16 protein-coding genes are annotated in these 23333 nt (G+C 63.4%); 6 read left to right on the top strand and 10 right to left on the bottom strand.

What is annotated here, in order from left to right; all coding sequences use genetic code 11:
- The first annotated feature begins 53 nt into the window (after positions 1–53).
- Positions 54–1427, top strand: a complete 1374-nt coding sequence (locus FPZ54_RS13685) for a sulfatase-like hydrolase/transferase (protein WP_222428312.1) — start codon at positions 54–56, stop codon at positions 1425–1427.
- A 58-nt stretch (positions 1428–1485) separates the two neighbouring features.
- Here the strand turns inward: FPZ54_RS13685 and FPZ54_RS13680 are convergent, their stop codons facing one another.
- Together FPZ54_RS13680 and FPZ54_RS13675 are read right to left on the bottom strand one after the other, a co-directional pair.
- Complete coding sequence (locus tag FPZ54_RS13680; protein WP_145848063.1) at positions 1486–2937, bottom strand: sulfatase-like hydrolase/transferase; 1452 nt, start codon at positions 2935–2937, stop codon at positions 1486–1488.
- Positions 2938–3022: 85 nt separating this feature from the next.
- Positions 3023–4051 (bottom strand): glycoside hydrolase family 43 protein, encoded by a 1029-nt coding sequence (locus tag FPZ54_RS13675; RefSeq protein WP_239019584.1) that lies wholly within the window; start codon positions 4049–4051, stop codon positions 3023–3025.
- A gap of 104 nt (positions 4052–4155) precedes the next feature.
- Between FPZ54_RS13675 and FPZ54_RS13670 the strand changes: the two genes are divergently transcribed.
- The 4 genes from FPZ54_RS13670 (at position 4156) to FPZ54_RS13655 (ending at position 10459) form a co-directional block, all read left to right on the top strand.
- Complete coding sequence (locus FPZ54_RS13670) at positions 4156–5718, top strand: sulfatase family protein (RefSeq protein WP_186457010.1); 1563 nt, start codon at positions 4156–4158, stop codon at positions 5716–5718.
- A 92-nt stretch (positions 5719–5810) separates the two neighbouring features.
- Positions 5811–7406 (top strand): sulfatase, encoded by a 1596-nt coding sequence (locus FPZ54_RS13665; RefSeq protein WP_222428311.1) that lies wholly within the window; start codon positions 5811–5813, stop codon positions 7404–7406.
- Positions 7407–7430: 24 nt separating this feature from the next.
- On the top strand, positions 7431–8552 hold the full coding sequence (locus FPZ54_RS13660) for a hypothetical protein (protein ID WP_222428310.1): 1122 nt from the start codon (positions 7431–7433) through the stop codon (positions 8550–8552).
- Positions 8553–8557: 5 nt separating this feature from the next.
- Complete coding sequence (locus FPZ54_RS13655; RefSeq protein ID WP_239019583.1) at positions 8558–10459, top strand: family 43 glycosylhydrolase; 1902 nt, start codon at positions 8558–8560, stop codon at positions 10457–10459.
- An 80-nt stretch (positions 10460–10539) separates the two neighbouring features.
- Here the strand turns inward: FPZ54_RS13655 and FPZ54_RS13650 are convergent, their stop codons facing one another.
- The 3 genes from FPZ54_RS13650 to FPZ54_RS13640 all read right to left on the bottom strand — a co-directional run bounded on the left by FPZ54_RS13650 (position 10540) and on the right by FPZ54_RS13640 (position 16700).
- Positions 10540–12246: an arylsulfatase gene (locus tag FPZ54_RS13650; protein WP_145848055.1), complete on the bottom strand. Its 1707-nt coding sequence runs from the start codon at positions 12244–12246 to the stop codon at positions 10540–10542.
- A gap of 184 nt (positions 12247–12430) precedes the next feature.
- Positions 12431–15142, bottom strand: a complete 2712-nt coding sequence (locus tag FPZ54_RS13645; protein ID WP_145848053.1) for a TonB-dependent receptor — start codon at positions 15140–15142, stop codon at positions 12431–12433.
- Between the two features lie 103 nt (positions 15143–15245).
- Positions 15246–16700 (bottom strand): sulfatase family protein, encoded by a 1455-nt coding sequence (locus FPZ54_RS13640; protein WP_145848051.1) that lies wholly within the window; start codon positions 16698–16700, stop codon positions 15246–15248.
- Positions 16701–16822: 122 nt separating this feature from the next.
- On the opposite strand from FPZ54_RS13640, the gene FPZ54_RS13635 reads away from it, so the two are divergent.
- On the top strand, positions 16823–17944 hold the full coding sequence (locus FPZ54_RS13635; RefSeq protein ID WP_145848049.1) for a hypothetical protein: 1122 nt from the start codon (positions 16823–16825) through the stop codon (positions 17942–17944).
- A 391-nt stretch (positions 17945–18335) separates the two neighbouring features.
- Here the strand turns inward: FPZ54_RS13635 and FPZ54_RS13630 are convergent, their stop codons facing one another.
- The 5 genes from FPZ54_RS13630 to FPZ54_RS13610 form a co-directional block, all read right to left on the bottom strand.
- Positions 18336–18824 carry a hypothetical protein gene (locus FPZ54_RS13630; RefSeq protein ID WP_186457019.1) on the bottom strand — a complete coding sequence of 163 codons (489 nt, stop codon included), beginning with the start codon at positions 18822–18824 and terminating at the stop codon, positions 18336–18338.
- A gap of 80 nt (positions 18825–18904) precedes the next feature.
- Complete coding sequence (locus tag FPZ54_RS13625; RefSeq protein WP_145848045.1) at positions 18905–19942, bottom strand: phosphatidylinositol-specific phospholipase C1-like protein; 1038 nt, start codon at positions 19940–19942, stop codon at positions 18905–18907.
- 113 nt (positions 19943–20055) lie between these two features.
- Positions 20056–21618: an alkaline phosphatase D family protein gene (locus tag FPZ54_RS13620; RefSeq protein WP_145848043.1), complete on the bottom strand. Its 1563-nt coding sequence runs from the start codon at positions 21616–21618 to the stop codon at positions 20056–20058.
- Positions 21619–21685: 67 nt separating this feature from the next.
- Positions 21686–22660: a FecR family protein gene (locus tag FPZ54_RS13615; protein ID WP_145848041.1), complete on the bottom strand. Its 975-nt coding sequence runs from the start codon at positions 22658–22660 to the stop codon at positions 21686–21688.
- Positions 22657–23196, bottom strand: coding sequence for an RNA polymerase sigma factor (locus tag FPZ54_RS13610; RefSeq protein ID WP_186456771.1), 540 nt, complete (start codon positions 23194–23196; stop codon positions 22657–22659). Before FPZ54_RS13610 ends, FPZ54_RS13615 begins: the two co-directional genes overlap by 4 nt.
- Positions 23197–23333 lie beyond the last annotated feature (137 nt).

Below are 23333 nucleotides of genomic sequence, written 5' to 3'. Positions count from 1 at the left end.
AAGATCAGGAGCTACGAATGACGATGAAGCGAGCAATTTGGGCAGCCGCCATCATGGCCACCGCCGTCGGGGCAATATCCATAGCGTCGGCGCAAGAAAGCGTTTCCCGCCCCAACATCGTCGTCTTTCTGGCCGATGATATGGGCTATAAGGATTTCGGCGCCGGCCGGGATCGCGACATCCGCACCCCCAATCTCGACAAGCTGACCACTCAGGGGCTGACGTTCGACCGCGCCTTCGTCGCATCGCCCAGCTGTGCACCAAGCCGGGCGGCCATGCTCACGGGCTTCATGCCGTCACGCAACGGGGCGGAGGGCAATCACGAAATCCCGACGCAAGACGTCAGGAAGCTGCCGGCCTATCTGCAATCGCTGGGTTATCAGGTCGTCGCATTCGGCAAGGTCGCGCATTACCGGACGACGAAGATGTACGGTTTCGATTACTTCGAAAACGATACGTTCCACAATCCGGACGGCGTGCCGTCGGCGCTACGCTGGCTCAAGGCCCGCAAGGACAAGCGCCCTCTCGCGATTTTCGTCGGCAGCAACTGGCCGCATGTGCCCTGGCCCGTCGAGACCGAGGGCTATGATCCGGCGAAGATCAAGCTGCCGCCCAAGTCGGTCGACGTGCCAATCTCCTACCGTGCCCGTGCGCGCTATTATGCCGCGGTCACGCGAATGGACCAGGAACTGGGCCAGACCCTTGAGGTTGTGGACAGCACGCTGGGCAAGAACACCTTCGTGCTGTTTTCCTCCGATCATGGCGAGCAGTGGCCGTTCGGCAAGTGGAACCTCTACGACACCGGCACGCGGGTCCCGATGGTCGTGCGCTGGGCCGGGCGCGTCCAGCCCGGTACAAAGACCGACGCGATGGTGAGCTGGGTCGATATCCTGCCCACTCTGGTAGAGGTCGGCGGCGGCAAGGCGCCGCTGGAAATCGACGGGCGCTCGTTCGCGCCTGCGTTCAAATCGACCGCGTCGTTCAAGGGGCGGTCGGAAGTCTATACGATCCACAAGAGCGATCTGAAGATGAACGTCTATCCGATGCGCAGCGTGCGCACGGACCGGTGGAAATATATCGCGAATCTGCATCCCGAATGGGTCTTCACGACTCATGTCGACTTGAAGCCGGCCAAGGGCGATGGCGGCTATTTCCCCGCATGGCGTCGCGCCGCGCAGACCGACCCGAAGGCCAAGCGGATCGTGGATCAATATTATCGCCGCCCGGCCGAGGAACTCTATGATCTGAACGCCGACCCCGACGAAACCCGCAATCTGGCGGCGGACCCGCAATATGCGCCGGTGCTTGAGGAACTGCGGCTCAAGCTCTCCGGATGGCGCACCGCTCAGAATGACGATCGTCCGGTCAAGCATCCGCCCCATCTGAGCGAAGGCCAGATCGAGGGACTCCCGCCCGGCCAGCCGTGACACGAAAGGGCCCGCGACCGGCATGGTCGTGGGCCACCTTGTTTGCGGGCGCGGCCCTCTATCGGCTGACCGCGCGTCCGGGCTCGGGCAGTCGCGCGATCCAACTGGCCAGCTTGGCGGAAAGCCGCTTCGTGACCTCCCGGTTGTCCCCCGCCAGATCCTTCTGCTCGCGTGGATCCTGCTCGATATTGTAGAGTTCGGCGCCGCTGCCGTTGGCGTCCATCAGCAGTTTCCACGGTCCCGACCGGACCGAATAAAGCGGTCCGAACGCTTCGCCAGCGGGGCGGGCGATATAATAATAGAGGTCGGGGCGGGCCGCGACTGGCGTGCCGCGCCACGCCGCGCCGATGTCGATGCCATCGACGCCCGTCGGCTTTGCCGCGCCAGCGATGCGTGCCAGCGTGGGGTAGAGGTCAACGCCCTGCGCCACCGTCGCCGCGTCGTGGCTGCCTGCCGGGACGTGACCGGGCCAGCGGATGATCAGCGGCTGGCGAATGCCGCCTTCGTACAGGCTGGCCTTACGGCCCCGATACGGCCCCGCCGATCCCGGCGTCTGCGCCCCGACCGTGGGGCCATTGTCGGACGTGAACACGATCAGCGTGTCGTCCAGTTCACCCGCGCGGCGCAGTCCATCGACCAGTCGGCCCATCTCCGCATCCATGGCGACCAGCACGGCTAGGAACTTGTCCTCGCGCGGGTTGCGGCCCTTGCCCTTCACCGCGGCAAGCTGTTCGGCGCTGGGTGCCCAGGGGGTGTGGACGTCGTCCAGCCATAATTGCGCGAACCAGGGCCGATCCTTACTGCGGCGAACGAAGTCGAGCGTCTTATCGACATAGAGCCCGGTCACCTGGGCGCGGGGCAGCCAGTCGATCGGTCCCTTGCCCAACGCCGCGCTCTGCTCCGCGAGCTTGCCGCCGCCGTCCCTCGACAGCACGCGCGGGCCGAGGCCTTCGAATTGCGTATAGCTTTCGTCAAAGCCATAGGCGGTGATCATGGGAGCATCGCCCACGTCGCGCCCGCCGCCCAGATGCCATTTGCCGAAATGACCGGTGGCGTAGCCAACCTGCTTCAGCGTTCGGGACAGGTTGGGCAGCTTCGGATCGAGCCAGTCGGCCTGCCCGAACGCCTGATTGCGCTTGCGGTCGGAAACAAAGGTGACGAAGCGATTGTGCGCCGGGAACTGGCCGGTCAAGAACCCCGCGCGTGACGGCGAGCAGATCGGCGCCGCATCATAGAATTGGGTCATCACCATGCCGTCGCGCGCGAGCGCGTCGATGTGGGGCGTATCGACCAGGCGGTTACCCGTGATCGATAGGTCGCCATAACCCATGTCGTCGACCAGAACGAACAGGATGTTGGGCTGTCGCGGTGCCGCGCGCGGCGTCTGATCTGTCGCGTCCGCAGCTCCCGCGCCGACACTCGCGACGGTGCATCCGCCGCCCAGCGTTGCCAATACGGCCAGTGTCGTCAGTGTGATCGCCTTGCGGCGGCTCAATCGTGTCGGTCCCATAGCGAACTCCGCTGATGCTTTTCTCATGTCATGATGGGTCGCAACCGTGGAAGCGTCGAGGTTGCGGGCGGGGGGGGCGGGAGGGTCATTCTGGCGCAGGAATCGCTGAAGGTTTGGCCAATCGCATCGTCGGAGGAGTCGGCGCGCCGAAATCGGGTTCGCCCGCGGCGTTCCAAACGATGCGCTGCATGTGCGGTGCCCGCTTTGCAGTACATCCCATGCCGGGCCCTGAATTGGCGTGATAGACGATCCAGTCTTCGCGCCCGTCGGGTGATTTGAAAAAGCCGTTATGTCCGGTGGCATAGATGCCGTTGCCCTTGGTCAGCACCGGTTGCGGGTGCTTGGTCCAGCTCGCTGCATCGAGCAGGGAGGCACCAGGCTTTGCCTCAAGCAGGCCGAGTGCATAATCGTCCGACCAGCAGGCGCCCGCCGAATAGGTCATGAAGATACGCCCGTCCGGTCCTTTCAGGAACTGCGGCCCCTCAAGGATCCTGCGGCCGCCGCGATCCTCCCAGCGCTTGTCGGGACGGGCGATCACCGTCTCTTCGCCGGTCAGCGTCCAGGGGTTGGTCATCCGTGCCAGTGCGATCCCGCTGACCGACCCGATATAGGGCGAATAGGCGAAGTAGAGGGTGCCGCCCTGGTCGAACACGGTGCCGTCGATGCCCGCCCTTTGCGTGTTGACGCGACCGCGATCGACCCATTTGCCGGTAAAGGGGTTCGCCGCATCATTTTCCAGGACGAACACCGCGCGATGGCGGTCGTCCTTATGGCCCGCGGCGGTCGCCGAATAATAGATATACCATTTGCCGCCGATGCGGTGGAGCTCGGGTGCCCAGATCGAATGCGCGTTCGCTCCCGTCTTGGGCGGGGTCCAAACCACGCGCTTCTTGGCGCGCGCCAGCTCCGCCATGTCGCTCGTGCGCCACAGCTGGATGCGGTTTCCCAGCGTGTGGGTGTAGTAGTAAACCCCATCGTGCGAGATCACCCACGGGTCCGGCCCCGAGGGCAGCAACGGGTTCGCGAAGGTGGCTGCAGGAGCCTGTTCCTGCGCCGAGGTCTGCGGCGCAAGCGCCAGCAGCAGCGCCGTGCAGGGCATGATCTTCCACTCCATCGGGTCCATCCTCATCGCCGCGCGCGATTCCGCACTTCAAGATATGATAAATATCATATATCCCTGTCTGCTAACGAGAAACAAGGGAGAGGCCGCAAATCGTGATGACACGCCGTGGATTGCTGCTGGCGAGCGCCGCCACCCTTCTATCACCGCGGGCTAGCGCGCTGGCGGGGCCGCGCAAGCCGAACATCATCGTGATCTATGCCGACGATCTCGGCTATGGCGATGTCGGCTGCTATGGGTCGAAGACGATTCAGACGCCCAATCTCGACCGGCTGGCTGCGCGCGGCACGCGCTTCGTCAACGCCTATTCCACCTCCGCCACCTGTACTCCGTCGCGCTATTCGCTGTTGACCGGCGATTATGCATGGCGCGCGTCGGGCACGCAGATCCTGCCGGGCGATGCGCCGGCGATCATCCGGCCGGGCCGGTTCACGCTGCCATCGATGCTGAAACAGGCGGGCTATGCCACCGGCGTGGTTGGCAAATGGCATCTGGGCCTTGGCGACGGCAAGGTCGACTGGAATGGCGAGATCGCGCCGGGGCCGCTCGATATCGGCTTTGACTATGGGTTTTACATGCCCGCGACGCTCGATCGCGTGCCGACCGTGCTGATCGAGAATCGCCGCGTGGTGAACCTCGATCCCGCCGATCCGATCCGCGTCGATTACAAGGCAAAGGTGGGTGACGAGCCGACCGGCTTCGACAATCCCGACCTGCTCAAGTTTCGCGGCGACCCAGAGCATTCCAATACGATCCATAACGGCATCAGCCGCATCGGCTATATGACCGGGGGCAAGGCGGCGCGGTGGACGGACGAGGATCTGACCGATGTGCTGCTGGGCAAGGCGGTGGAGTTCGTCACGGCGCGCAAGGGCGCGCCCTTCTTCCTCTATTTCGCGATGAACGAGCCGCATGTGCCCCGCGCGCCGCACCCGCGTTTCGTCGGCAAGTCGGGCATGGGGCCGCGCGGTGACACGATCGTACAGCTCGACTGGACGGTGGGCGAATTGGTCCGCAAGCTGGAGGAACTGGGTGTCGCCGACGATACGATGATCGTGTTCAGCAGCGACAATGGCCCGATCCTGTTCGACGGCTATGAGGACCAGGCGGTCGAGAAGGCAGGCGATCATCGCATGGCCGGGCCGTATCGTAGCGGCAAATACGCCATCTATGAAGGCGGCACCCGTGTCCCGATGATCGTGACCTGGCCGGGCAATGCGCGCGCCGGGCATGTCTCGCAGGCGATGCTCAGCCATGTCGACCTGCTTGCGTCGCTCGCCGGCCTGGTCGGGCAACCGCTTCCCGCCGATCAGGCGGTCGACAGCTTCGACCTGCGCGCCGCCTTTCTGGGCCAGAGCGAGAAAGGCAGGGACCATGTGGTGCAGGACACCAAGCTGATGGTCACGACAGGAACGACTGTCGCGAGCAGCGGCGCGCGCATCCTCGCACTGCGGGCTGGCGACTGGAAGTTCATTCGCGGCAGCGTCGAGCCGCATGAATTTCACGGAAACCAGATCGGTACGCTGCCGCGTCATCAGCTCTATAACCTCGCGCGCGATCCCGGCGAGCGCGACGATGTGGCGGCGAAGGTGCCGGATCGCACCCGGCAGATGGCGGCCTGGCTCGACAAGATCGAGCGAGACGGCCGCAGTCGTCGCTAGACTGGCCTGGCCGGGCTCGCAGAATGATGGCTTGCCATCCCATGAGATAATTATAAGATTTATAGGAAAAGAAAATGAGAGGGGTTGTTGACGTGCGTTTATCCGGGATCGCGAAGCGGGCACTGGCCCTGATGGCCGCCACGGCGTTGGCGGGGTGCGCGCAGACTGGCGCCGTCAGCGGTCCGTCACAGGCTAGCGCACCGGGGACCGCACCTGCACCCGCTGCGCAACGCCCCAACGTCCTGCTGATTCTGGTCGACGACCTCAAGCCGAGCTTGAGGTCGTTCGGCGACCGCACCGCGATTAGCCCAAATATCGACCGGCTTGCAGCGCGCGGGACGCGGTTCGAGCGCGCCTATGCCAACCAGGCCGTCTGCGCACCCAGCCGCATCAACCTGATGACCAGCCGCCGTTCGACCTCGACTGGCATCTACAATTTCGGGCAAAACCTGCGCGATTATATGCCCGACGCGGTGACACTGCCCCAGGCGTTCATGCGCGCGGGCTATCGCGCCGAAAGCTATGGCAAGGTCTTCCATGTCGGCCATGGCTCTTATGACGATAGGGCAAGCTGGTCAGTACCGCCGGTCAAGGACCATGTGATCGAATATGTCGATCCTGCCAACGCGGGCAAATCGACGCGTGAAGAGGCGCTGTTCAACGAATTCCCGGTTCCTGCCGATCAGGAAATCTTCAAATACGCATCGACGCTGGCCCGCGGCGCGGCCTGGGAAAGCCCCGATGTGGCCGACGATGCCTATGCCGACGGGCGCACGGCGAAGCGCGCGGTTCAGCGGCTGAAGGAGCTGAAGGGCTCGGCGTCGCCTTTCTTCCTCGCGGTCGGCTTCGCGCGCCCGCATCTGCCCTTCTCGGTGCCCAAGCGCTACTGGGACATGTATGATCCGGCGGCGCTGCCGATGCCCGATTTCGAGCGGATGCCCGACGGTGCGCCTGCGTTCGCCAACAAACTGGGCGGCGAGATCGCTGCCTACACGCCGGTTCCCGAAGGTCAGGTTCCGGGCAAGGCGTTTCCGGAGTCGCTCAAGCGCAAGCTGATCCACGGCTATTATGCCGGGGTGAGCTATGTCGATGCACAGATCGGCAAGGTGCTCGACGCGCTGGAGCGCGAAGGATTGGCGGACAACACCATCGTCGTGCTGTGGGGCGATCACGGATTTCATCTGGGCGACCATGGCATTTGGACCAAGCACACCAATTACGAACAGGCGGTTCATCTTCCGCTGATCTTCGCAGGGCCGGGGACGGGAACGCCGGGTCGCGCACCGGGGCAGTTGGCCGAGACGGTGGATGTCTATCCGACGCTCGCCAGGCTGGCCGGGGTCGCATTGCCGACTGAGATGCAGCCAATCGATGGCGCGGACCTCACGCCGGTGCTGCGTGATCCGTCAAAGCGGGTGCGGTCCTATGCCTATCACGCCTTCAACCGCCCCGGTCGCATCGGCCAGGCGATCCGCACCGACCGCTATCGCCTGATCCGCTGGACGCAGGAGGCGACCGGCCAGCGCGCCTATGAACTGTACGATATGCAGGGCGATCCGGGCGAGACGAAGAACATCGCCGACGCCCGGCCCAAGGTTCGCGCGCGGCTCGAAGCGATGCTCGATGCCCAGCCCGAGCCGGTGTCGGTGAACCTCAAGGCGCAGCGCGAAGCGCGCGCGCGCAACTAGACAAAGATGAAAGGGGAGAGACTCATGCGATTGTTTCTCGCGGCGGCCGCTGCGCTGATCGGCCTGTCGGGCCCGGCACTGGCGCAGGGGGCGCTCGGCGCCAACTATAACGAGCATTATGAGGATGTGGACTATCGCGAGCTTGAAAAAGCGGGCGCGAAATGGGTCCGCATCTTCCTGCCCATGCCCCAGCTCGACCGTCAGCCCGCTGCGGAGCATGGTGCGGTCAAGACGATCCTGGAGGCCAAGGCCCGCGGCTACAAGACGATCCTGACGCTAAAATATCCCTATAATCGCGTGCCGTTTCCAAAGGCCGGGGGCGAGGAATATCAGCGCCAGCTCGCGCGCACCGATGCCGTGTTGCCGCTGGTCATGGGCAAGGTCGACATATTGGTGATCGGTAACGAGCCCTTCATCGAAAGCCGCCAGCAGGACTGGAATCCCAATTTCAACGCCTTTTACGAAGGGCTGGCGAAGCGGGTCATCGCCTATCGGAACCAGCATTGCGGCGCCCAATGTGCAACGGCGCTGTACATGGGCGCGATGAACAAGCTCAACAATCCGAAGTGGCGCACCGCGACGACTGAGCGCTGGATGGCCTTCGTCAAGGAAACGCCGGAACTCGCCGGAGTCACCATTCACCCGCACCTTGGCGCGATCGAGCAATCGAAAGCGTTTCTCGACTATGTCCTGCCGCGCATGCGCCCGGAACAGAAATTCATCGTCACCGAATTCTCGCTGATCTGGTGGTGGCAGCAGAATATGAAGAAGCCGGTCGCGCCGGCCTTTGCCGACAAATATCAGGCACCGCGCACCGCGCAGAACTGGCAGATCATCAAGGCCGCGCTGGAGACTCCATTCCCCAAGGCGCAGTGGGACGAATATCTCAAGATGAGCCCGTGGTTCGAGAACCGGAAATTCTATCTCGCGAACCAGATGAAGATCTTCCGCGAAACCGGTCGCCTCGCGGTCGCGACCTATGGGTTCAAGCAGGGCAGCTCGATGTCCGCGAAATGGGGGCCGGACAAGACGCCCTGGCTGCTCAACAGCGTGTTCGCCGGCCGTACCATTCGCCCGGAAGCCGATGGGACCGCCGCGCCCAATTATATGTGGTTCGACCAGTTCAAGAGATTGCAGAACAAATGATGTGTATGACGAAACCGGCTCTGCTGTCCGGCCTCGCCCTCGCTGCGTTCGCCGCGATTCCGGTCGCTGCGCAGGTCCAGCCACTCAAAAAGGCGGTGGCCGACGATATTTTCGCCGACCATCCATCGATGGACCAGAATGCGACGGTGATGCCGGCCGCAGATGCGAAGCCCGTCGCCGCGATCTTCGCAGAACGCCCGATCGGCGACGCGTCGGTCGCGCGGTTGCCGGGGGGCGGGTGGATCCTCACCGGTACCAGCCTGCGCACTGGCGCGCGCCATGGCGTCGAACTTTGGCGTTCCGCCGATGCAAAGACCTGGACACGGGTCGGTCCGGCCAAGATTTCGGGTAACGGCATCAAGGTGGGCGATGTGTCCGAACGCTATCTCGCGCCGTCGGTGACGGTGGCGGGCGACGCGCTTTATCTGGCATTCTCCGACAAGACCGGCTGCGCGCGAATCGCCATTGGCAGTGCCGCGACGCCGGGCGGCGCCTTTGCGGCCTCGCCATGTCTTGTGGAGGACGCAAGCGACGTGTCGCTGTTCATCGACAATGACGGCAAGGGTTATCTGGTGTGGGGCGGGGGCATGATCGCGCGGCTTGTGCCGGGCTTCCAGAAGATCGCCGAAGCGCCCCGCTTCCTCAAGCCCGACCAGACACTGTTCGCCAAGCATCCGCCGGTGGGCAAGGACTGGCCGGTGCGCACCCGTATCGGCACGCGCGGCGCGACGATGACGCGCGACGGCGACAAATACATCCTCGTCGCCAGCGAAACCACCGGCCGAATGCGCACCGCGACCGAGGATCTGTTCGTCGCCGAAGCACCGACCCCCTATGGCCCATTCACGATGCGCGCGCTTGCGGTGCCGCATGCCGGGCGCGGATCGCTGGTGCGGATGGACGATGGCAAACTTGCCGCAGTCTATAACCCCAAATGCGATGATGGCTTCGCGCTGTTCTGTGAGCAGGTCGGTCTCGCCCCGCTCGAACGCGCGCCGGACGGGCGACTGCGTCAGGCGGCATCGGTCATTACTGAAGACAGCGCCGTTGCGGCTCGCAAGCCGCTGGTGACGACCGAGTCGATGCGCGACCCGTCGGTGACGCTGGGCGGCGATGGCTATTACTATCTGGTCGGCACGCTCGACGGCTATGGCTATCACCGGCCGGAGGGCGGGGTGAAACTGTGGCGTTCGGCCGATCTCAAGACATGGGACGACGCCGGCTTCATCTGGAAATGGGAAGGTTTGGGCTATGATTTCGGCGACAATATCGCCGAACTCTGGGCACCCGAGATCAAATGGGTTGAGCGCGACAAGACCTATTACCTCGCCTTCTCGGTCATGGAGCGCGGGGTGGGGGGCAAGACCTGGCTCTACCGCTCGACCAGCGGCAAGCCCGACGGGCCGTATGAGAATGTCACGAAAAGCTATTTCGTGAAGGGCATCGACGGCTTCCCGTTCGAGGATGACGACGGCCTCTATTTCCTGTGGGGCGGCGGCAGCATCGGCAAGTTGAATGCCAAGCGCGACGGGTTCGACGGACCAGTGCGGACATTGGTCGATGCCGATGGCGATCATGTCGGCTATGAGGGCAACGGCTTGATCAAGGTCAACGGCGTGTACTTTTTGACCGGCGCGGAGTGGCATGGTCCACTCCGTACACACGGCACATACGACATGATGTATGGCACGTCGAAGACGTTGTTCGGGCCTTATAGCCAGCGACGCATGGGTGCCCCGCATGGCGGCCATGGCACGGCGTTCAAGGACAAACAGGGCAACTACTGGTACACGATGTTCGGCAATGATCCGACCGCGCCGTGGCGGATGCAGTTCGGGCTGGTGCCGATCGACATCGGCGATCCCGCGTCGATCGGTGTGCCGCGGATCGACGCGGTACGCGACTGAATCCGCGGCCCGCGGCCGTCTCGATCGTGTAAAAAAGGGCGTTGCCGACGCGGTCGGCAACGCCCTTTTTGATCCCGGTTTCAGTTCCGGCGGCGTCGGCGCGGCCTGCGCGGACGGTCCTCGGCCTGAGCGCCTCCACCGATCGGCGCGCCCCAGTCGGTGCGCCGCGGCTCGTCGGTCCATGGATCGACATAGGTGCGCTCGGCCCACTGGTCCCAAGTGCTCGACATCGCCGCCAGCCGTGCGGGCTGCTCCTTGGCCAGATCGTTCCGCTCGGTGCGATCCGCGCTCATGTCGAACAGCTGCCATGAATAGCCCAGCCGTTTGACTGCCTTCCACTGGCCGTCGCGGACCGCGTTATTGCCTTCATGCGCCCAGAAGATCGGCTTGTCGCGCTTTGCCGGGTTGCCGCGCAGCAGGGGGGCGAGCGTCGTGCCTTCATAGGGCAGGATCGCATGGCCCGCGAACGTCTCGGGATAGCGGGTGCCGGTGAGTTCCAGCAGCGTCGGCATGATGTCGATCACATGCGCCGGGGTCCGCTCCAGCCGCCCGCGAAGGTTCGCCGCGATCCCCGCCGGCCAATGTGCGATGAGCGGCGTGGCGATGCCGCCCTCATGGGTAAAATGCTTGAACGACCGGAAGGGGGTGTTCTGAAGCACCGCCCAGTTCATGCCCGCCCAGGTATCGCTCGACGGGCCACCCCATGGCGCGGCACCGGTGCGGCCGCGCGGGCCGGATTCGGCATTCCCGCCATTGTCCGACATGATCAGGATCAGCGTGTTGTCGAACTGACCCGTTGCCTTGAGGTGCGCCGTCAGGCGACCGACCGACTGGTCGACGCGGCTGATCGTCGCGGCATAGACCGCCATCATCCGGTCGAACCGGGTCTTGTCCGCCTCGGAAAGCGCGTCCCAATCGTCTGCGGCCTCGGGTACTTCGCCAAGGCCGGTGTTCGGGCCGATCAGCCCCATTTCCTGTTGGCGCTTGAAGCGCGCGGCGCGCAGCTTGGTCCAGCCTTCGCGATAGTTGCCGACGAAGCGCTCGATGTCCGCCTGGGGCGCCATCAGCGGGAAGTGCGGGGCGACATGGGCGAGGTAGAGGAAGAACGGCTTCTTCTCCTCCCGCGCTTCGTCGATGTAGCGGATGCCTTCATCGGTCCACAAATCGGTGCCGTACCAGTCCTTGCCCAGGGAAGGATCGTTGAGCTCGATGCGCTCGCCATCGCGCAGTAAAAAGCGCCTGCCGCCGCGTGTTCCGAATGTCTGGTCGGGGAAATAGATGCCACCCGCGACTGCCGAAAGCGACCGGTCGAAGCCACGGGTTGCCGCGGTCGTGCCGGGCCGGTTGCCCAGATGCCATTTGCCGGTCATCGCGGTCATATAGCCCGAGCCGCGCAGCAGCTGCGCGATCGTGACGCTGCGTTCGTGCAGCCGTCCGAATGTGCCGCGTGACTCCGGCTCGACCTTGCCCGACAGATAGCCCATCCCGGCTTGATGCGGGTTTAGCCCGGTCAGCAATGCTGCACGCGTCGGGCTGCATCGCGCATTGTTGTAGAATTGGGTGAACCGCAGCCCATTGTCCGCGAGCGCGTCGATGTTCGGGGTGGGAATTTCGCCGCCATAGCTGCTGAAGTCGGAAAAGCCCATGTCATCGACCAGGATGACGACGATGTTAGGCCGGTCCTTGCCCGGCGCCTGTGGCATCGGCGCGGCGCCGGCCATGCTCGACAGCATCGAGCCCGCCAGAGCGACCGCGATGGTTCTCATAAAGTTGCGACGTGCGACCATCAATGCTCTCCAAACTGCAATATGATCATATAAATAAGTTCAGAATTGGCGCGCAAGCGGACATGTGTCGCAAAATGTCGCGACGTCCGATGGTCTTCGCTGCCTGACACCGTACCGCAACGAAAAGCCCGCCAACGTCGTCGGACGATGGCGGGCTTGTCTGTCAGGTGGGGCCTGGCGAAGGTCAGAAGCGGAAGCGGACACCTACGCGATAGACCGTCTCCAGGAATCGGGTCTGCCAGGGATAGATCTGCCCTTCGGTATTGAACTGGCGTTGGTTCGTTGCTGCGGCGCCCAGCACATTGGCGACGCTGAACGCCAGCGTGACATTCCGGGTCGGCTCGAGCGTGGCATTGATATCCAGCGTGCCACGCCCGTCCTCGATGATCGGCAGCGTCGGGCCGAGCACGGCATTGCCAAGCGCGGGATCGTTCACGCGATTATATTCGACCACATAGTCCGACCGGTAATTGTACGATGCGCGCGCCGAAAAGAAGCGGCTGTCGTAAAAAATGCCGGCATTGGCGATGTGGTTGGACACGCCGGCAAGCCGCTGCTTGCCGGGCAGCGTCTCCGCCAATGCCTGTGGCAGTTCCGATTCATGATCGATATAGGTGTAGTTGGCGAGAACGCCGAAATTACGGGCCCAGTCGGGCACGCCCGGGAACCGCAGGAACGAGCGGAACGCTGCCTCCAAGCCCCGCAATCGACCCTCACCGCCGTTGAACGGACGGGTGACGCGCAAGCGGCCGAATTCGGCATCCTCGACGTCCGTGGTGAAGTCCGAGATAAAACCGGTGACATCACGGTTGAACACGCCGAACGTCAGCGATCCACTGCGCGTGAAATACCATTCCAGCGACGCATCATAATTGTGCGACCGGATCGGGTCGAGATCGGAGTTGCCGCCGTTCGACACGCGAACGCAATCCGGATCGTTCGGATCGGTGTTACACGTGGTGGAAGGCGCACCGATCGTCAGCGACGGGTTGAGATCGCCAAAACCGGGACGTGTCCGAGTCTCCGTATAGGCAAGGCGAAGCTGCAGCTTGGGCGTGATGCGCAACCGTGCGCTGATATTGGGCAGGAAATCGGTATAGCTGTTGCTGTTCGATACCGGGACCACCGTGGTCACGCCGCCAGTTGTGACCCGATCGAACCCGTTGATCTCGTTTTCGGTCCGCACGGCGCGCAGCCCGACCAGACCGTCGAGGGTCATGCTGCCCAGATCAAAGGCGTAGCGGCCTTGCAGATAGCCGGCATAGGTCTTTTCTTTACCGAAATAGACTTCCTCAAGTGGCGCCCGCTCTGCGGACATGCCCGCGATGGCACGAAGCGCCGCCAAATTGGCGCGCAGGCTTTCGGGCGTCGGCGTCACGAACGTGCGCGTGATCTCCACCGCGTCACCGCGGAATCCGGGCGAAGTGCTGGTATAGTCCAGCGGCAGCAGGGGGAAGAACTGCCCCGCCGGCGCAACGCCGCTTTCGCTGTAGTTCGACTGATCGAAATCACGGGTGTTGAAGCGAACGCCCGCCTGCACATTGGTGAGGCCGCGGGGGCCGAAACGATAGTCGAGATCCAGGCGTCCCTGCCAGTCGCGGCCATGAGCGCGCGAACCATTCTGACCCAAACCCGTCATGCGATAGCGGGAAGGGTCGCTCAGATTGACGTCGGTCACGACGGTGGTGCCGCCGCCGACACCCTGGTCCGTATCAAAGTCGAACGTACGGGTCGCTTGCGGAACGATGCCGCTAAAATTGAAATTCAGCGCGTCCTGGGTGAACGTCGAATCGGTGAATGCGACATCCCCGGTGATGCGCAGCCCGTCACGCCTCCAAATGAAGCCGACACCTGCCTGATAGGTATCCGTCCATGCATCGATCGCGCGCTGAACGCCGGTCGGGAATGCGCCGGCTGCCGCCGTCATGCTTTTGACCTGGTTCGTGCCGGGAATCAAAACGATGTCGGTCAGGTTCGCCTGTTGCCCGGAATTAACCTGGAAGTTGCTGCCAAAGCCGGTGTTCCGATAACCCTGAAACAGGAAATCGGCATAGAATTCCAGCTCGGTGCTGGGACGCCATTGCAGCGCCGTTGCGACCGAGGGGCGGTAACGATCGGCCGAATTATAGTTGATGTTGACGAACGAGGGATAACGGATCGTGCCCAGCCCGGCGACGTTGCGGCTCAGGATCTGCTGGCTGACGTTGCGTGAGGAATCGAGGAACTTTATATCGGTGTAGGACCCCTCGATCAGGAAACCGATGTCGCCGATCCCGGTGTCCCAGCGCTTGCTGATGAGCAGGTTTGCATCGACGCCCAGCTTCTGCGACTGGCGCCAGTGCACGCCGCTGATGCCGCCCGCAATGCGATCGCCCTTGAAGTCGAGCGGCTTGCGCGCGCGGACGTCGATCAGGCCGGCAATGCCGGGCTCGAGCAAGTTTGCGCTTCCTGACTTGTACACGTCGAGCCGCGCGATGCTGCTCGACGGGAAATCCTGAAGCGCGACTGCGCGTCCCTGACCGGTGAACAATTCGCGGCCGTTATAGGTGGTCGTGATATCGGGGAGGCCGCGTACGCGGGTGCCGGCCGCCGTACCATTCGCGAAGTCAACCTGCACGCCGGTGATACGCGCGAGCGATTCCGTCGCGGTCACGTCGGGCAGCTTGCCGATATCCTCCGCAACGATCGAATCGACGATCTGGTCGGAATCCTGTTTGATCGCCTGCGACGTTTCAAGGCTGCGCTGGATCGCGGTGATGACGATCTCTTCCTGTTCGGAAGGGTCTTCGGGCGCGCTGTCGACGGTGACGGTTTCGTCCTGCGCCATCGCGCCGGTCGGAATCGCAACAAGCGCGAGCGCCGACGTCGTGCACGCAAGAATAATAGAAATTCTCATTTATATCCTCCCCAGGAAATTTATTCGGATGCATATATCCGAATTATCATACTAATCAAGAAGTTCGGCTCGCACGATGAACTTTGGTTTGTGCCGCCCGGGTTCAGCGCCTGGGCCGCGGCGTGGCCGGTGGCGGAAGGGTGGCGATCCAGCTTGCCAGCCTGCGCGACAAGTCCTTGAACACAGAGGGTGAATCGGCCTTGCGGTCGCGCTGCTCGCCCGGATCCTGCTCGATATTGTAGAGCTCGGCCGCGCTGCCATCGACATTCATCAGCAGTTTCCACGGGCCGGAGCGGATTGCATAAAGCGGTCCGAACGCCTCACCCCCCGCGCGCGCGATATGACTGTAAAGGTCGGGTCGCGACGTGATCGGCTTGCCGCGCCAGGCGGCGGAGACGTCGATCCCGTCGATTCCGCTTGGGTTGCGCGCGCCGGTTATCGCGGCCATCGTCGGCAGCAGGTCGACCGCTTGCACCACGCTATCGGCATCGCGGCGTCCCGCAGGCACCTGACCCGGCCAGCGTATGATCAGTGGCTGGCGCACCCCGCCTTCGTACAGGCTCGCCTTGCGCCCGCGATACGGACCGGCCGAACCGGGAGCATTGGCGCCGATCGTCGGGCCGTTGTCCGATGTGAAGACGATCAACGTGTCGTCCAGTTCGCCCGCCGCGCGAAGCCCCTCGACCAGCCGACCGATCTCGGCATCCATCGCGACCAGTACCGCAAGGAAATTGTCCTCGCGCGGGTTGCGCCCCTTGCCCTTGGTCGCCGCAAGCTGCTCGGCGCTGGGCACCCAGGGCGAGTGCATGTCGGTCAGCCAAAGCTGCGCAAACCAGGACTTGTCCTTGCTGCGGCGAACGAAATCGAGCGTCTTGTCAATGAACCGCGCGGTAAGCTGGGCGCGGGGCAGCCAGTCGATCGGCCCCTTGCCCAGAGCCGCGCTCTGCTCGCCAAGCTTGTTGGTCAGATCGGTGGGCAGCACGCGGGGGCCAAGGCCCTCCCACTGCACATAGCTTTCATCGAACCCATAGGCGGTCGGCAGTGGCGCATCGCCTATGTCGCGCCCCCCACCCAAATGCCATTTGCCGAACTGCCCAGTCGCGTACCCCACCTGTTGCAGCGTGCGCGGCAGGGTCGGCAATTTGGGATCGAGCCAGTCGGCCTGGTTGAACGCGGCATTGCGACGTCGACCGTCGACAAAGGTGACGAACCGGTCGCGGGCCGGGAAGCGCCCGGTCATGAAGCCGGCGCGCGATGGGGAGCAGATCGGCGAGGCGTCGTAGAACTGGGTCATCATCAGCCCGTCGCGCGCGAGCGCATCGATATGCGGCGTCGCGACGAGGCGGTTACCCGTGATCGACAGGTCGCCATATCCCATGTCGTCGACCAGCACGAAGAGGATATTGGGCTTTGTCGGGGGGCGCTGCGGCGCGGTTTGGGCGGGGCGAGCGGTCGTCTCCTGGGGGCCAGCTAGCGCGGTTCCCGAGCCGAGGGCCGTCGCAAGCAGCGCGGCCGCCAGCCCGATTGCCTTGCGTCGCGAAACCCGTTGCGCCGTCATAGCCGCTCCCTGTGCCGCAGTTAAACGCTGGCCATGCACTAATTATCGTATTATTGTGATATGTGTCAAACATTAGTCGGGGCGCTCGTGCAGACGGGCCATCGCCTGGGGAGAGTAACGATATGCGGATGCTTCTGGCGGCGGGTGCCGCAATCACTGCTATGAGCACGCCGGCGCTGGCGCAGGGCGCATTGGGCGCCAATTTCAACGAGCATTATGAGGACGTCGACTATCGCGAACTCGACGCAGCGGGAGCGAAATGGATTCGCCTGTTCCTGCCGATGCCGCAGGTCGATCGTGCGCCTCCCGCCGAACATGGCGCGGTGAAGACAACGCTCGCGGCCGGCGCGCGCGGCTACAAGACGATCTTCACGCTCAAATGGCCGTACACCCGCAGCGACTTTCCCAAGCCGGACAGCGCAGCCTTCAACCGCGAAGTGGCACGGCTGGACGCGGTGTTGCCGCTGGTGATGGGCAAGGTCGACATCCTCGTGATCGGCAACGAACCCTATTTCGAAACCCGCGAACAGGACCGCGACCTCGACCTCAACGTCTTCTACGAGGCGCTGGCAAAGCGGATCGTCGCCTATCGCAATGCCAATTGCGGCGGCGACTGCAAGACGCGCCTCTATATGGGCGCGCTCAATCGTATGGACCTCAAGAAGAACCGCACGCCATCGACCGAACGCTGGATGGCGTTCGTCAAGGCGACGCCCGAGATCGACGGGGTCAACATCCACCCGCACGTGCCGAGCATCGAGCTGTCCAGGCCGTTCCTCGACTATATCTTCGCGCGCATGCGGCCTGAGCAAAAGTTCATCGCCACCGAATTCTCGCTGGTCGGCTGGTGGCAGCAGAATCTCGACAAGCCGGTCGCGACCGCCTTTGCCGACAAATATCAGGCGCCGCGCACCGCGCAGAACTGGCAGATCATCAAGGCCGCCCTGGAGACCCCGTTCCCGAAAGCGCAATGGGACGATTTCCTGAAGATGAGCCCGTGGTTTGAGAACAGGAAGCATTATTTGGCGAACCAGATGAAGATTTTCCGCGATACCGGTCGCCTTGCCGTCGCGACCTACGGCTTCAAGCAGGGGCGCTCGATGACGACGAATTTCGGGCCGAAATCCACGCCATGGCTGATCAACAGCGTCTATGCGGGGCGAACAGTGCGGCCCAATCCTGACGGCACCACCGCGTTCAACTACGCCTGGATCGACGATTTTCGCCGAATGGCGCGCGACTAGATCGCCGCCAGCGGCTCAATCGGCCGCTGGTGGAGCAGATGGCGCATCCGGGATTTGCCACTGCTTCACCGGCGGGAGAGGCGTGGCATTGATCCGGTTCCGAGGAACCTGCCGCATCGCGGAAAAGCGCTCGACCTAGGCGGTCAGCCGCTTGACAATCTCCGGATTGGCGGCGGCGAGGTCGGTCTATTCAGAGGGATCAACATCAAGATCAAGCAACTGGTCGCCGACCAGTTTCCAATGTCCACAAATGACCGATCCGCCACGCCCGAGCGACGCCTCAGGCGTGCGCGGGCAGGGGCTTGCGGTTCCTGAGCGCAGCCGACACATCCTGTCCATAACCGGGCCGCGCAGCCTGGCCCCGGTGATCGCCGCCAGCGTCGGCATAACATCAACATGGGCGATGGAACCGACCCCGCTTCCGGCATGGACGCATCCCTGCGGGCCGGGTCATCCTGGCAGCGCGACCCGTGCAAGCCATCTCAAACACGATGGACCCATTCGCGAGGCGGAATGGAGATTGACCCGCAAGCTCAAGGCCAAAAGCGGGTTCGTCGCGGCGATTGTCGCGCTTTGCAGAAAAGGGGCCGGTGGGAAACCACGCATGGCCCGCCACGGTGCCGGGGCGGCGCAGATAATCGGGAAGCGAATATTGGGTGATCTGGTCGGTGAAGGGCAGTGCGCCGATGCCCTTGAAACAGCCCCAGGCTCCTTCTGCATAGTTGCGCACGACGGTGATTTCGCAATCGCTCATTCCGTCGCCGATCTGCAGGATGGCGTTGTGCACCTTGGCCTTGGCGGCGAGTTTGGGATATGTTCTACGCATGGCCCTCGACCCGGCGCGCACCGGGGGGCTCGCGAATGTCGCCGCGCGCGCCACGCGCCAAATCGGGCGCAGCGTCCTGCGCCAGCGCGCTCGGCGCCGTGAGGTCCAGCAAGGCGGCAAACGGGAATTCCAGGTCAGCGGTTGACGGGTTCAGTAGTCGCGTCGTCGCATCCTTGCGGTCGGCGCACCGGATTGCAAAGCGCGACGGCGCCGTCGGGCAGTCGCACGCGATAGCCGCCGGTAAAGCGGCGGTCAGACCACAGATAATCGGTCGAGATGTAATGCGCGCCGCTGCGCAGCGCGGCGTCGCGCAGGCGGGTATCGTTGGTGCGCGCTTCGCGGGTGGCGACATCGGCGCGGGTGCGGACGATGAAATTCGCCTTCACCGCGCGGGCAATGCGATCGGCCTGCCCCACGGGATCGTTGAGCGTCAGATAGGCAGCAGCGGGCGAGTCCTCATCCGTATTGACGAAGAAGACCCGACCTTCAAGCGAGCGGCGCTGGCCGCGATACAGCGCGACCTTGGCCGGCCCTTGGTCGAGCGCGAACAGGAATTTGCCCCGCGATGCCGCCAGTGTCGGCCAGTTGTTCGCGAGTACCGCGTCGCGCAACGTGGGGTAACCCCCCTGGACATCGTCGGGCACGATCAGCTTGGCGGGTGAAAGGACTGAGCGGACCTCGGCGTCGAGCGCGTCATAGGCGGCTTCGGTATAGGGTTCGCCTTTGAGGAAGCGCTCATTGTCGTTGGTGTTGAACATCAGCAGGATCGGGACATGCCCGGGATGTGCGTTCGACCAGTCGCGAATGATCGTCAGGCATGCGACCAATGTCAGGCAGGTCGAGCGGTTGTCGAACCCGGCCATATGCTGGACCTTGAATCCCGGGCGCTGCATCGCCGGGTCGTCCGACCCGTCGGCATAGAGTCCGCCGCGCGGATCGTACCAGATGTCGAGCTCGAGCTGGCGTGCACCGGCGTCGAGCTGTTCGACGATCGGGCGATGGGCATAGTCGAGCGCATCGGCGCTGGCCGGATCGACGGCGCGCAGCTGCGCCATCCGCGTGTCGGGCATTGCCAGCTTGTAGCTGTTATGCGTGCCGATCATCGTCAGGTCGTTGATGCGCAACGGCGCTTCGGACGCAACGATCGCTGGCAAAGCAAGCAGCAAGAACATGGCGCACTCCGGTAAGTGGGGCGGACCGGCGGGCCGAAATGCCCAGCGTGGATTATCACGGGTATGTGACACAATCGTGCCAGCCGGCCGCGCTAACAGCACAGCCGTCGATGTTACACCGCTTCGGCACCGGGCCGCCCCGGATGCGTCAGGAATGCTGCCAGCGTGCTCAGGTTGCCATTGGGTCGATCAACTTGGTCGATCACCTTGATCTCCGTCTGCCAACGATCTGGCGATATCGTGAACAGGTGATAGCCGCGCTGATTGTTGAGGAGCTTCATATGGGGGTTGTGAAAAAGCCCGTCCTGCTCGTCGGGAAGACGCAAGCCACCCGTACCGCCCGAACTGATCGAGGTGGCGAGAAATTCCGTTGCAATCGCCGGACCTTCTAGATCCTCGATTTCTAACGGCACCACGCCGACATAGTTCTGGTGCGCATCGCCGCTGCCGATCACGACGTTCGTCAGCCCCTTCCGGCGAATGGAATCCACCAGCCGCTGGCGGGCGTAGGAATAGCCGTTCCAATTGTCGGCACTGGCGACAGGAGATGTCGCGCCATCTCGGCGCGAATCATGTGGCATCACCATCACTTGCTGCGCCAGGAAGTTCCAGCGCGCTTGGTTAGACAACCCTTCGTCCAGCCAGCGCTCCTGCGCGGCGCCCAATATGGTCCGATCTGGTCGATCGACAGGGTAGCAGCGCTCGATCTCCGCGCGACTGAGGCCCGGCCGCTCACATGCCTGATCGCTCCGATAGGATCGAGTGTCGAGGACGTGCACGCGGACGAGCGATCCATAATCGAGGCGACGGTACATTCGTACGCCGTTCGAACCGGGCATCAACGCCCGACGGACAGGCATATGCTCGTACCAGGCTTGGAGCGCGGCGGCCTTGCGGATGGCGAACACTTCGGCCGGGCTGCCATCCTTGTCGAACTTGGCTGCCCAATTGTCGTCGATCTCGTGATCGTCGAACGACAAGATGAATGCCGCGGCCGCATGCGCCGCCTGGAGATCGGGGTCCGCCTTGTACTGGGCGTAGCGCCGACGATAATCGTCCAGCGTGTACAATTCGCCGGTCAGGTGTTTCCGCGGACTGGCGGCCTTTTGGATCCCCATCTCGTACAGATAGTCGCCATAGTGATAGACGGCATCGACATTTGGCTCCTGCGCGAGACGCGCGAAGGCGGTGTAGTAGCCCATCTCGAAGTTCTGGCAGCCCGCCATGACCAGCCGAACCTGGTCCACCGGCATGCCCCGTCCCGGCGCGGTGCGTGCCATGCCAATGGGGCTCGTGCCCGCGCCGTGCACCAGGAACCGGTACCAATAAGGACGGCGCGGCAGAAGCCCCTCAACCTCAACGTGCACAGAGTGCGCCAGGCGTGCTTCGGCAAGCGCAGTACCGGCCCGCGCCACTTTCCGGAAGTCCGGATCCTCCGACACTTCCCACCGTATGGCCACATCCGCTGGAGGCATGCCGCCACCGGGGGTCTGAGGATCAGGCGCCAGCCGCGTCCAGATGACGAACCCATCCTGCGCCGGATCGCCCGCAGCAATGCCGAGCGTGAAGGGATACCGCGTGAAAACTGGACGCGCGAGACCTTGTGGAACTCCACCGCCCAGCAACGTCATCGCGAGAGCGGATTTCACGAGGTTGCGACGATTTTGCTGCAGCATCACTTCTCCGGCCCATCAGGATTCAGGAGTAAGACGGCACAATGGCGTCACACCCGACAATCGGGCATTACGGCCTTGTCGATTCCGTTGGTTCGGACGAGATGCGGATCTGCTCGCCGCGAGATTGCACCTTAACGCCATAGGCCTGACGAATTGCCGTCAGCACCCGCGCGGGGTCCGAAACCTGGAAGCGCCCGCTGATTGGCCGTGCTGCGAGTTCGTCATTGCCGAACACGATTGGCCGGCTGGAATAGCGCTGGACCTTGGTGATGAGCACTTCCAGCGGCACATTGTCCGCTTCAAACCATCCGGATTTCCAATCGGGAGCCTGGCGTGTGCTGTGCGACCGCAGAATGACGCTGCCTTCGGCGACGCGAGTCTGCTCGCCCTTGCGCAGCACCATCTGGCGGGTGCCGCCGATATCCACCTCGACCGCGCCGCGATACACCTCGACCGTTGTTCGGGTGGCGCTTTGACGATCGACGTTGAACGCGGTTCCGAGCACCCGCACCGACGTGTTTCCGCTGTGCACGCGGAACGCGCGCGATGGTTCATGCTGGATGTTGAAAAATGCCTCTCCCCGCTCGAGCGTGGCGGTGCGTTGCCACGGCAGGATCTGCACGCGCAGTTTGCTGCCCCCACTCAGGTCGACACGCGATCCATCCGCCAGGACTATCGCGCGATCTTCGCCCACGCCAGCCTGATAGGTTGCAAAGGACAGGTCGGAAATGAGGACCGTCGCGACGACTAAAACCGCGCAGGCAGCGGCGGCGATCGCCGAAGCCCGGAATCTGAACCGCGAGAGGTCGCCGCGCGGTGCTGCAACTACGGTGCTCGTGGTCGCTTCGGAGGACTCTCGCAGCGCCTGTTTGAGCGTGTCGGATTCCCATAGCGCCTGTACGTCGGCGAACGTGTCGGCATTGCCGTCCGAAGCGGCCAGCCATCGGTCGAACTTTGGCCCCAAAGACGCATCGATCGCAGGTTGATCGAGCCGGTGGACCCAGGACGCGGCCTCCTCTCGAGGATCGGGTTCGCGCTTCATGGGTTCGCGGCTTCGGCGTCGCGGCTCAGCGCGATCGCCTTGTGCAGATCGGCCAGGCCACGGGTAATATGCTTCTCCACAGCCTTGAGGCTCAAATCCAGGTCCTTTGCAATGGCAGCGCAACTCTGCCCGTCGAGCCGGCGTCTGACAACGACCTCACGCCGCAGCGGCGGCATGGCGGCGAGCGCTTCGGACAGCACGACCAGTTCCTGCCGGGCAGAGATGACGCGGTCGGGAAGGGGTGCCTGACTGACTAGTTCCTGTTCCGGCTCCCCGGTCAATCGCTTCTCCTGCCGATGCTGATCGACCAGCAGATTGCCGGCAATGCGGAATCCCAGGGCAAAGATGCTGACCGGCTTTTGAACCTGCAGTTGCTGGATCAGCCGGGTGAGCGTCTCCTGCACCACGTCCTCCACAATGACCGGATTTCTGGTGCGGGCGCGAACGTACCGCGTCAGCACGCTGGAAACCTTGTCCCACTCCTGCTCCGGAAGTTCGCCTGGCGACTGATCAATCTGGGGCAGCAAAACGGGCATGCGATATCCGCCGGGTCGTCTAGGCGCGCTAAAGGGACTTTGTGACGTTCTCGTTTCAACATCGGGCGATCGAGCGGTTTCAGTGCGGCTTGCCACAAGAAATGATCGGATCATCGTCACGAATAAGACCAATAAAA

Origin of the sequence: Sphingomonas suaedae (assembly GCF_007833215.1) — a bacterium.
Classification (GTDB): Bacteria; Pseudomonadota; Alphaproteobacteria; order Sphingomonadales; family Sphingomonadaceae; genus Sphingomonas; species Sphingomonas suaedae.
Note: the sequence above shows the minus strand (reverse complement) of the source record. Positions and strands in the feature narration are given on the sequence as shown.

What these genes read in the sequence shown, in the direction of transcription:
- FPZ54_RS13640 (WP_145848051.1), bottom strand. Translation starts at nt 16,700, where the DNA reads ATGACGGCGCAACGGGTTTCGCGACGCAAGGCAATCGGGCTGGCGGCC.
- FPZ54_RS13650 (WP_145848055.1), bottom strand. Translation starts at nt 12,246, where the DNA reads ATGGTCGCACGTCGCAACTTTATGAGAACCATCGCGGTCGCTCTGGCG.
- FPZ54_RS13660 (WP_222428310.1), top strand. Translation starts at nt 7,431, where the DNA reads ATGCGATTGTTTCTCGCGGCGGCCGCTGCGCTGATCGGCCTGTCGGGC.
- FPZ54_RS13685 (WP_222428312.1), top strand. Translation starts at nt 54, where the DNA reads ATGGCCACCGCCGTCGGGGCAATATCCATAGCGTCGGCGCAAGAAAGC.
- FPZ54_RS13625 (WP_145848045.1), bottom strand. Translation starts at nt 19,942, where the DNA reads ATGTTCTTGCTGCTTGCTTTGCCAGCGATCGTTGCGTCCGAAGCGCCG.
- FPZ54_RS13680 (WP_145848063.1), bottom strand. Translation starts at nt 2,937, where the DNA reads ATGGGACCGACACGATTGAGCCGCCGCAAGGCGATCACACTGACGACA.
- FPZ54_RS13670 (WP_186457010.1), top strand. Translation starts at nt 4,156, where the DNA reads ATGACACGCCGTGGATTGCTGCTGGCGAGCGCCGCCACCCTTCTATCA.
- FPZ54_RS13635 (WP_145848049.1), top strand. Translation starts at nt 16,823, where the DNA reads ATGCGGATGCTTCTGGCGGCGGGTGCCGCAATCACTGCTATGAGCACG.
- FPZ54_RS13655 (WP_239019583.1), top strand. Translation starts at nt 8,558, where the DNA reads ATGACGAAACCGGCTCTGCTGTCCGGCCTCGCCCTCGCTGCGTTCGCC.
- FPZ54_RS13675 (WP_239019584.1), bottom strand. Translation starts at nt 4,051, where the DNA reads ATGGAGTGGAAGATCATGCCCTGCACGGCGCTGCTGCTGGCGCTTGCG.
- FPZ54_RS13610 (WP_186456771.1), bottom strand. Translation starts at nt 23,196, where the DNA reads ATGCCCGTTTTGCTGCCCCAGATTGATCAGTCGCCAGGCGAACTTCCG.
- FPZ54_RS13615 (WP_145848041.1), bottom strand. Translation starts at nt 22,660, where the DNA reads ATGAAGCGCGAACCCGATCCTCGAGAGGAGGCCGCGTCCTGGGTCCAC.
- FPZ54_RS13645 (WP_145848053.1), bottom strand. Translation starts at nt 15,142, where the DNA reads ATGAGAATTTCTATTATTCTTGCGTGCACGACGTCGGCGCTCGCGCTT.
- FPZ54_RS13620 (WP_145848043.1), bottom strand. Translation starts at nt 21,618, where the DNA reads ATGCTGCAGCAAAATCGTCGCAACCTCGTGAAATCCGCTCTCGCGATG.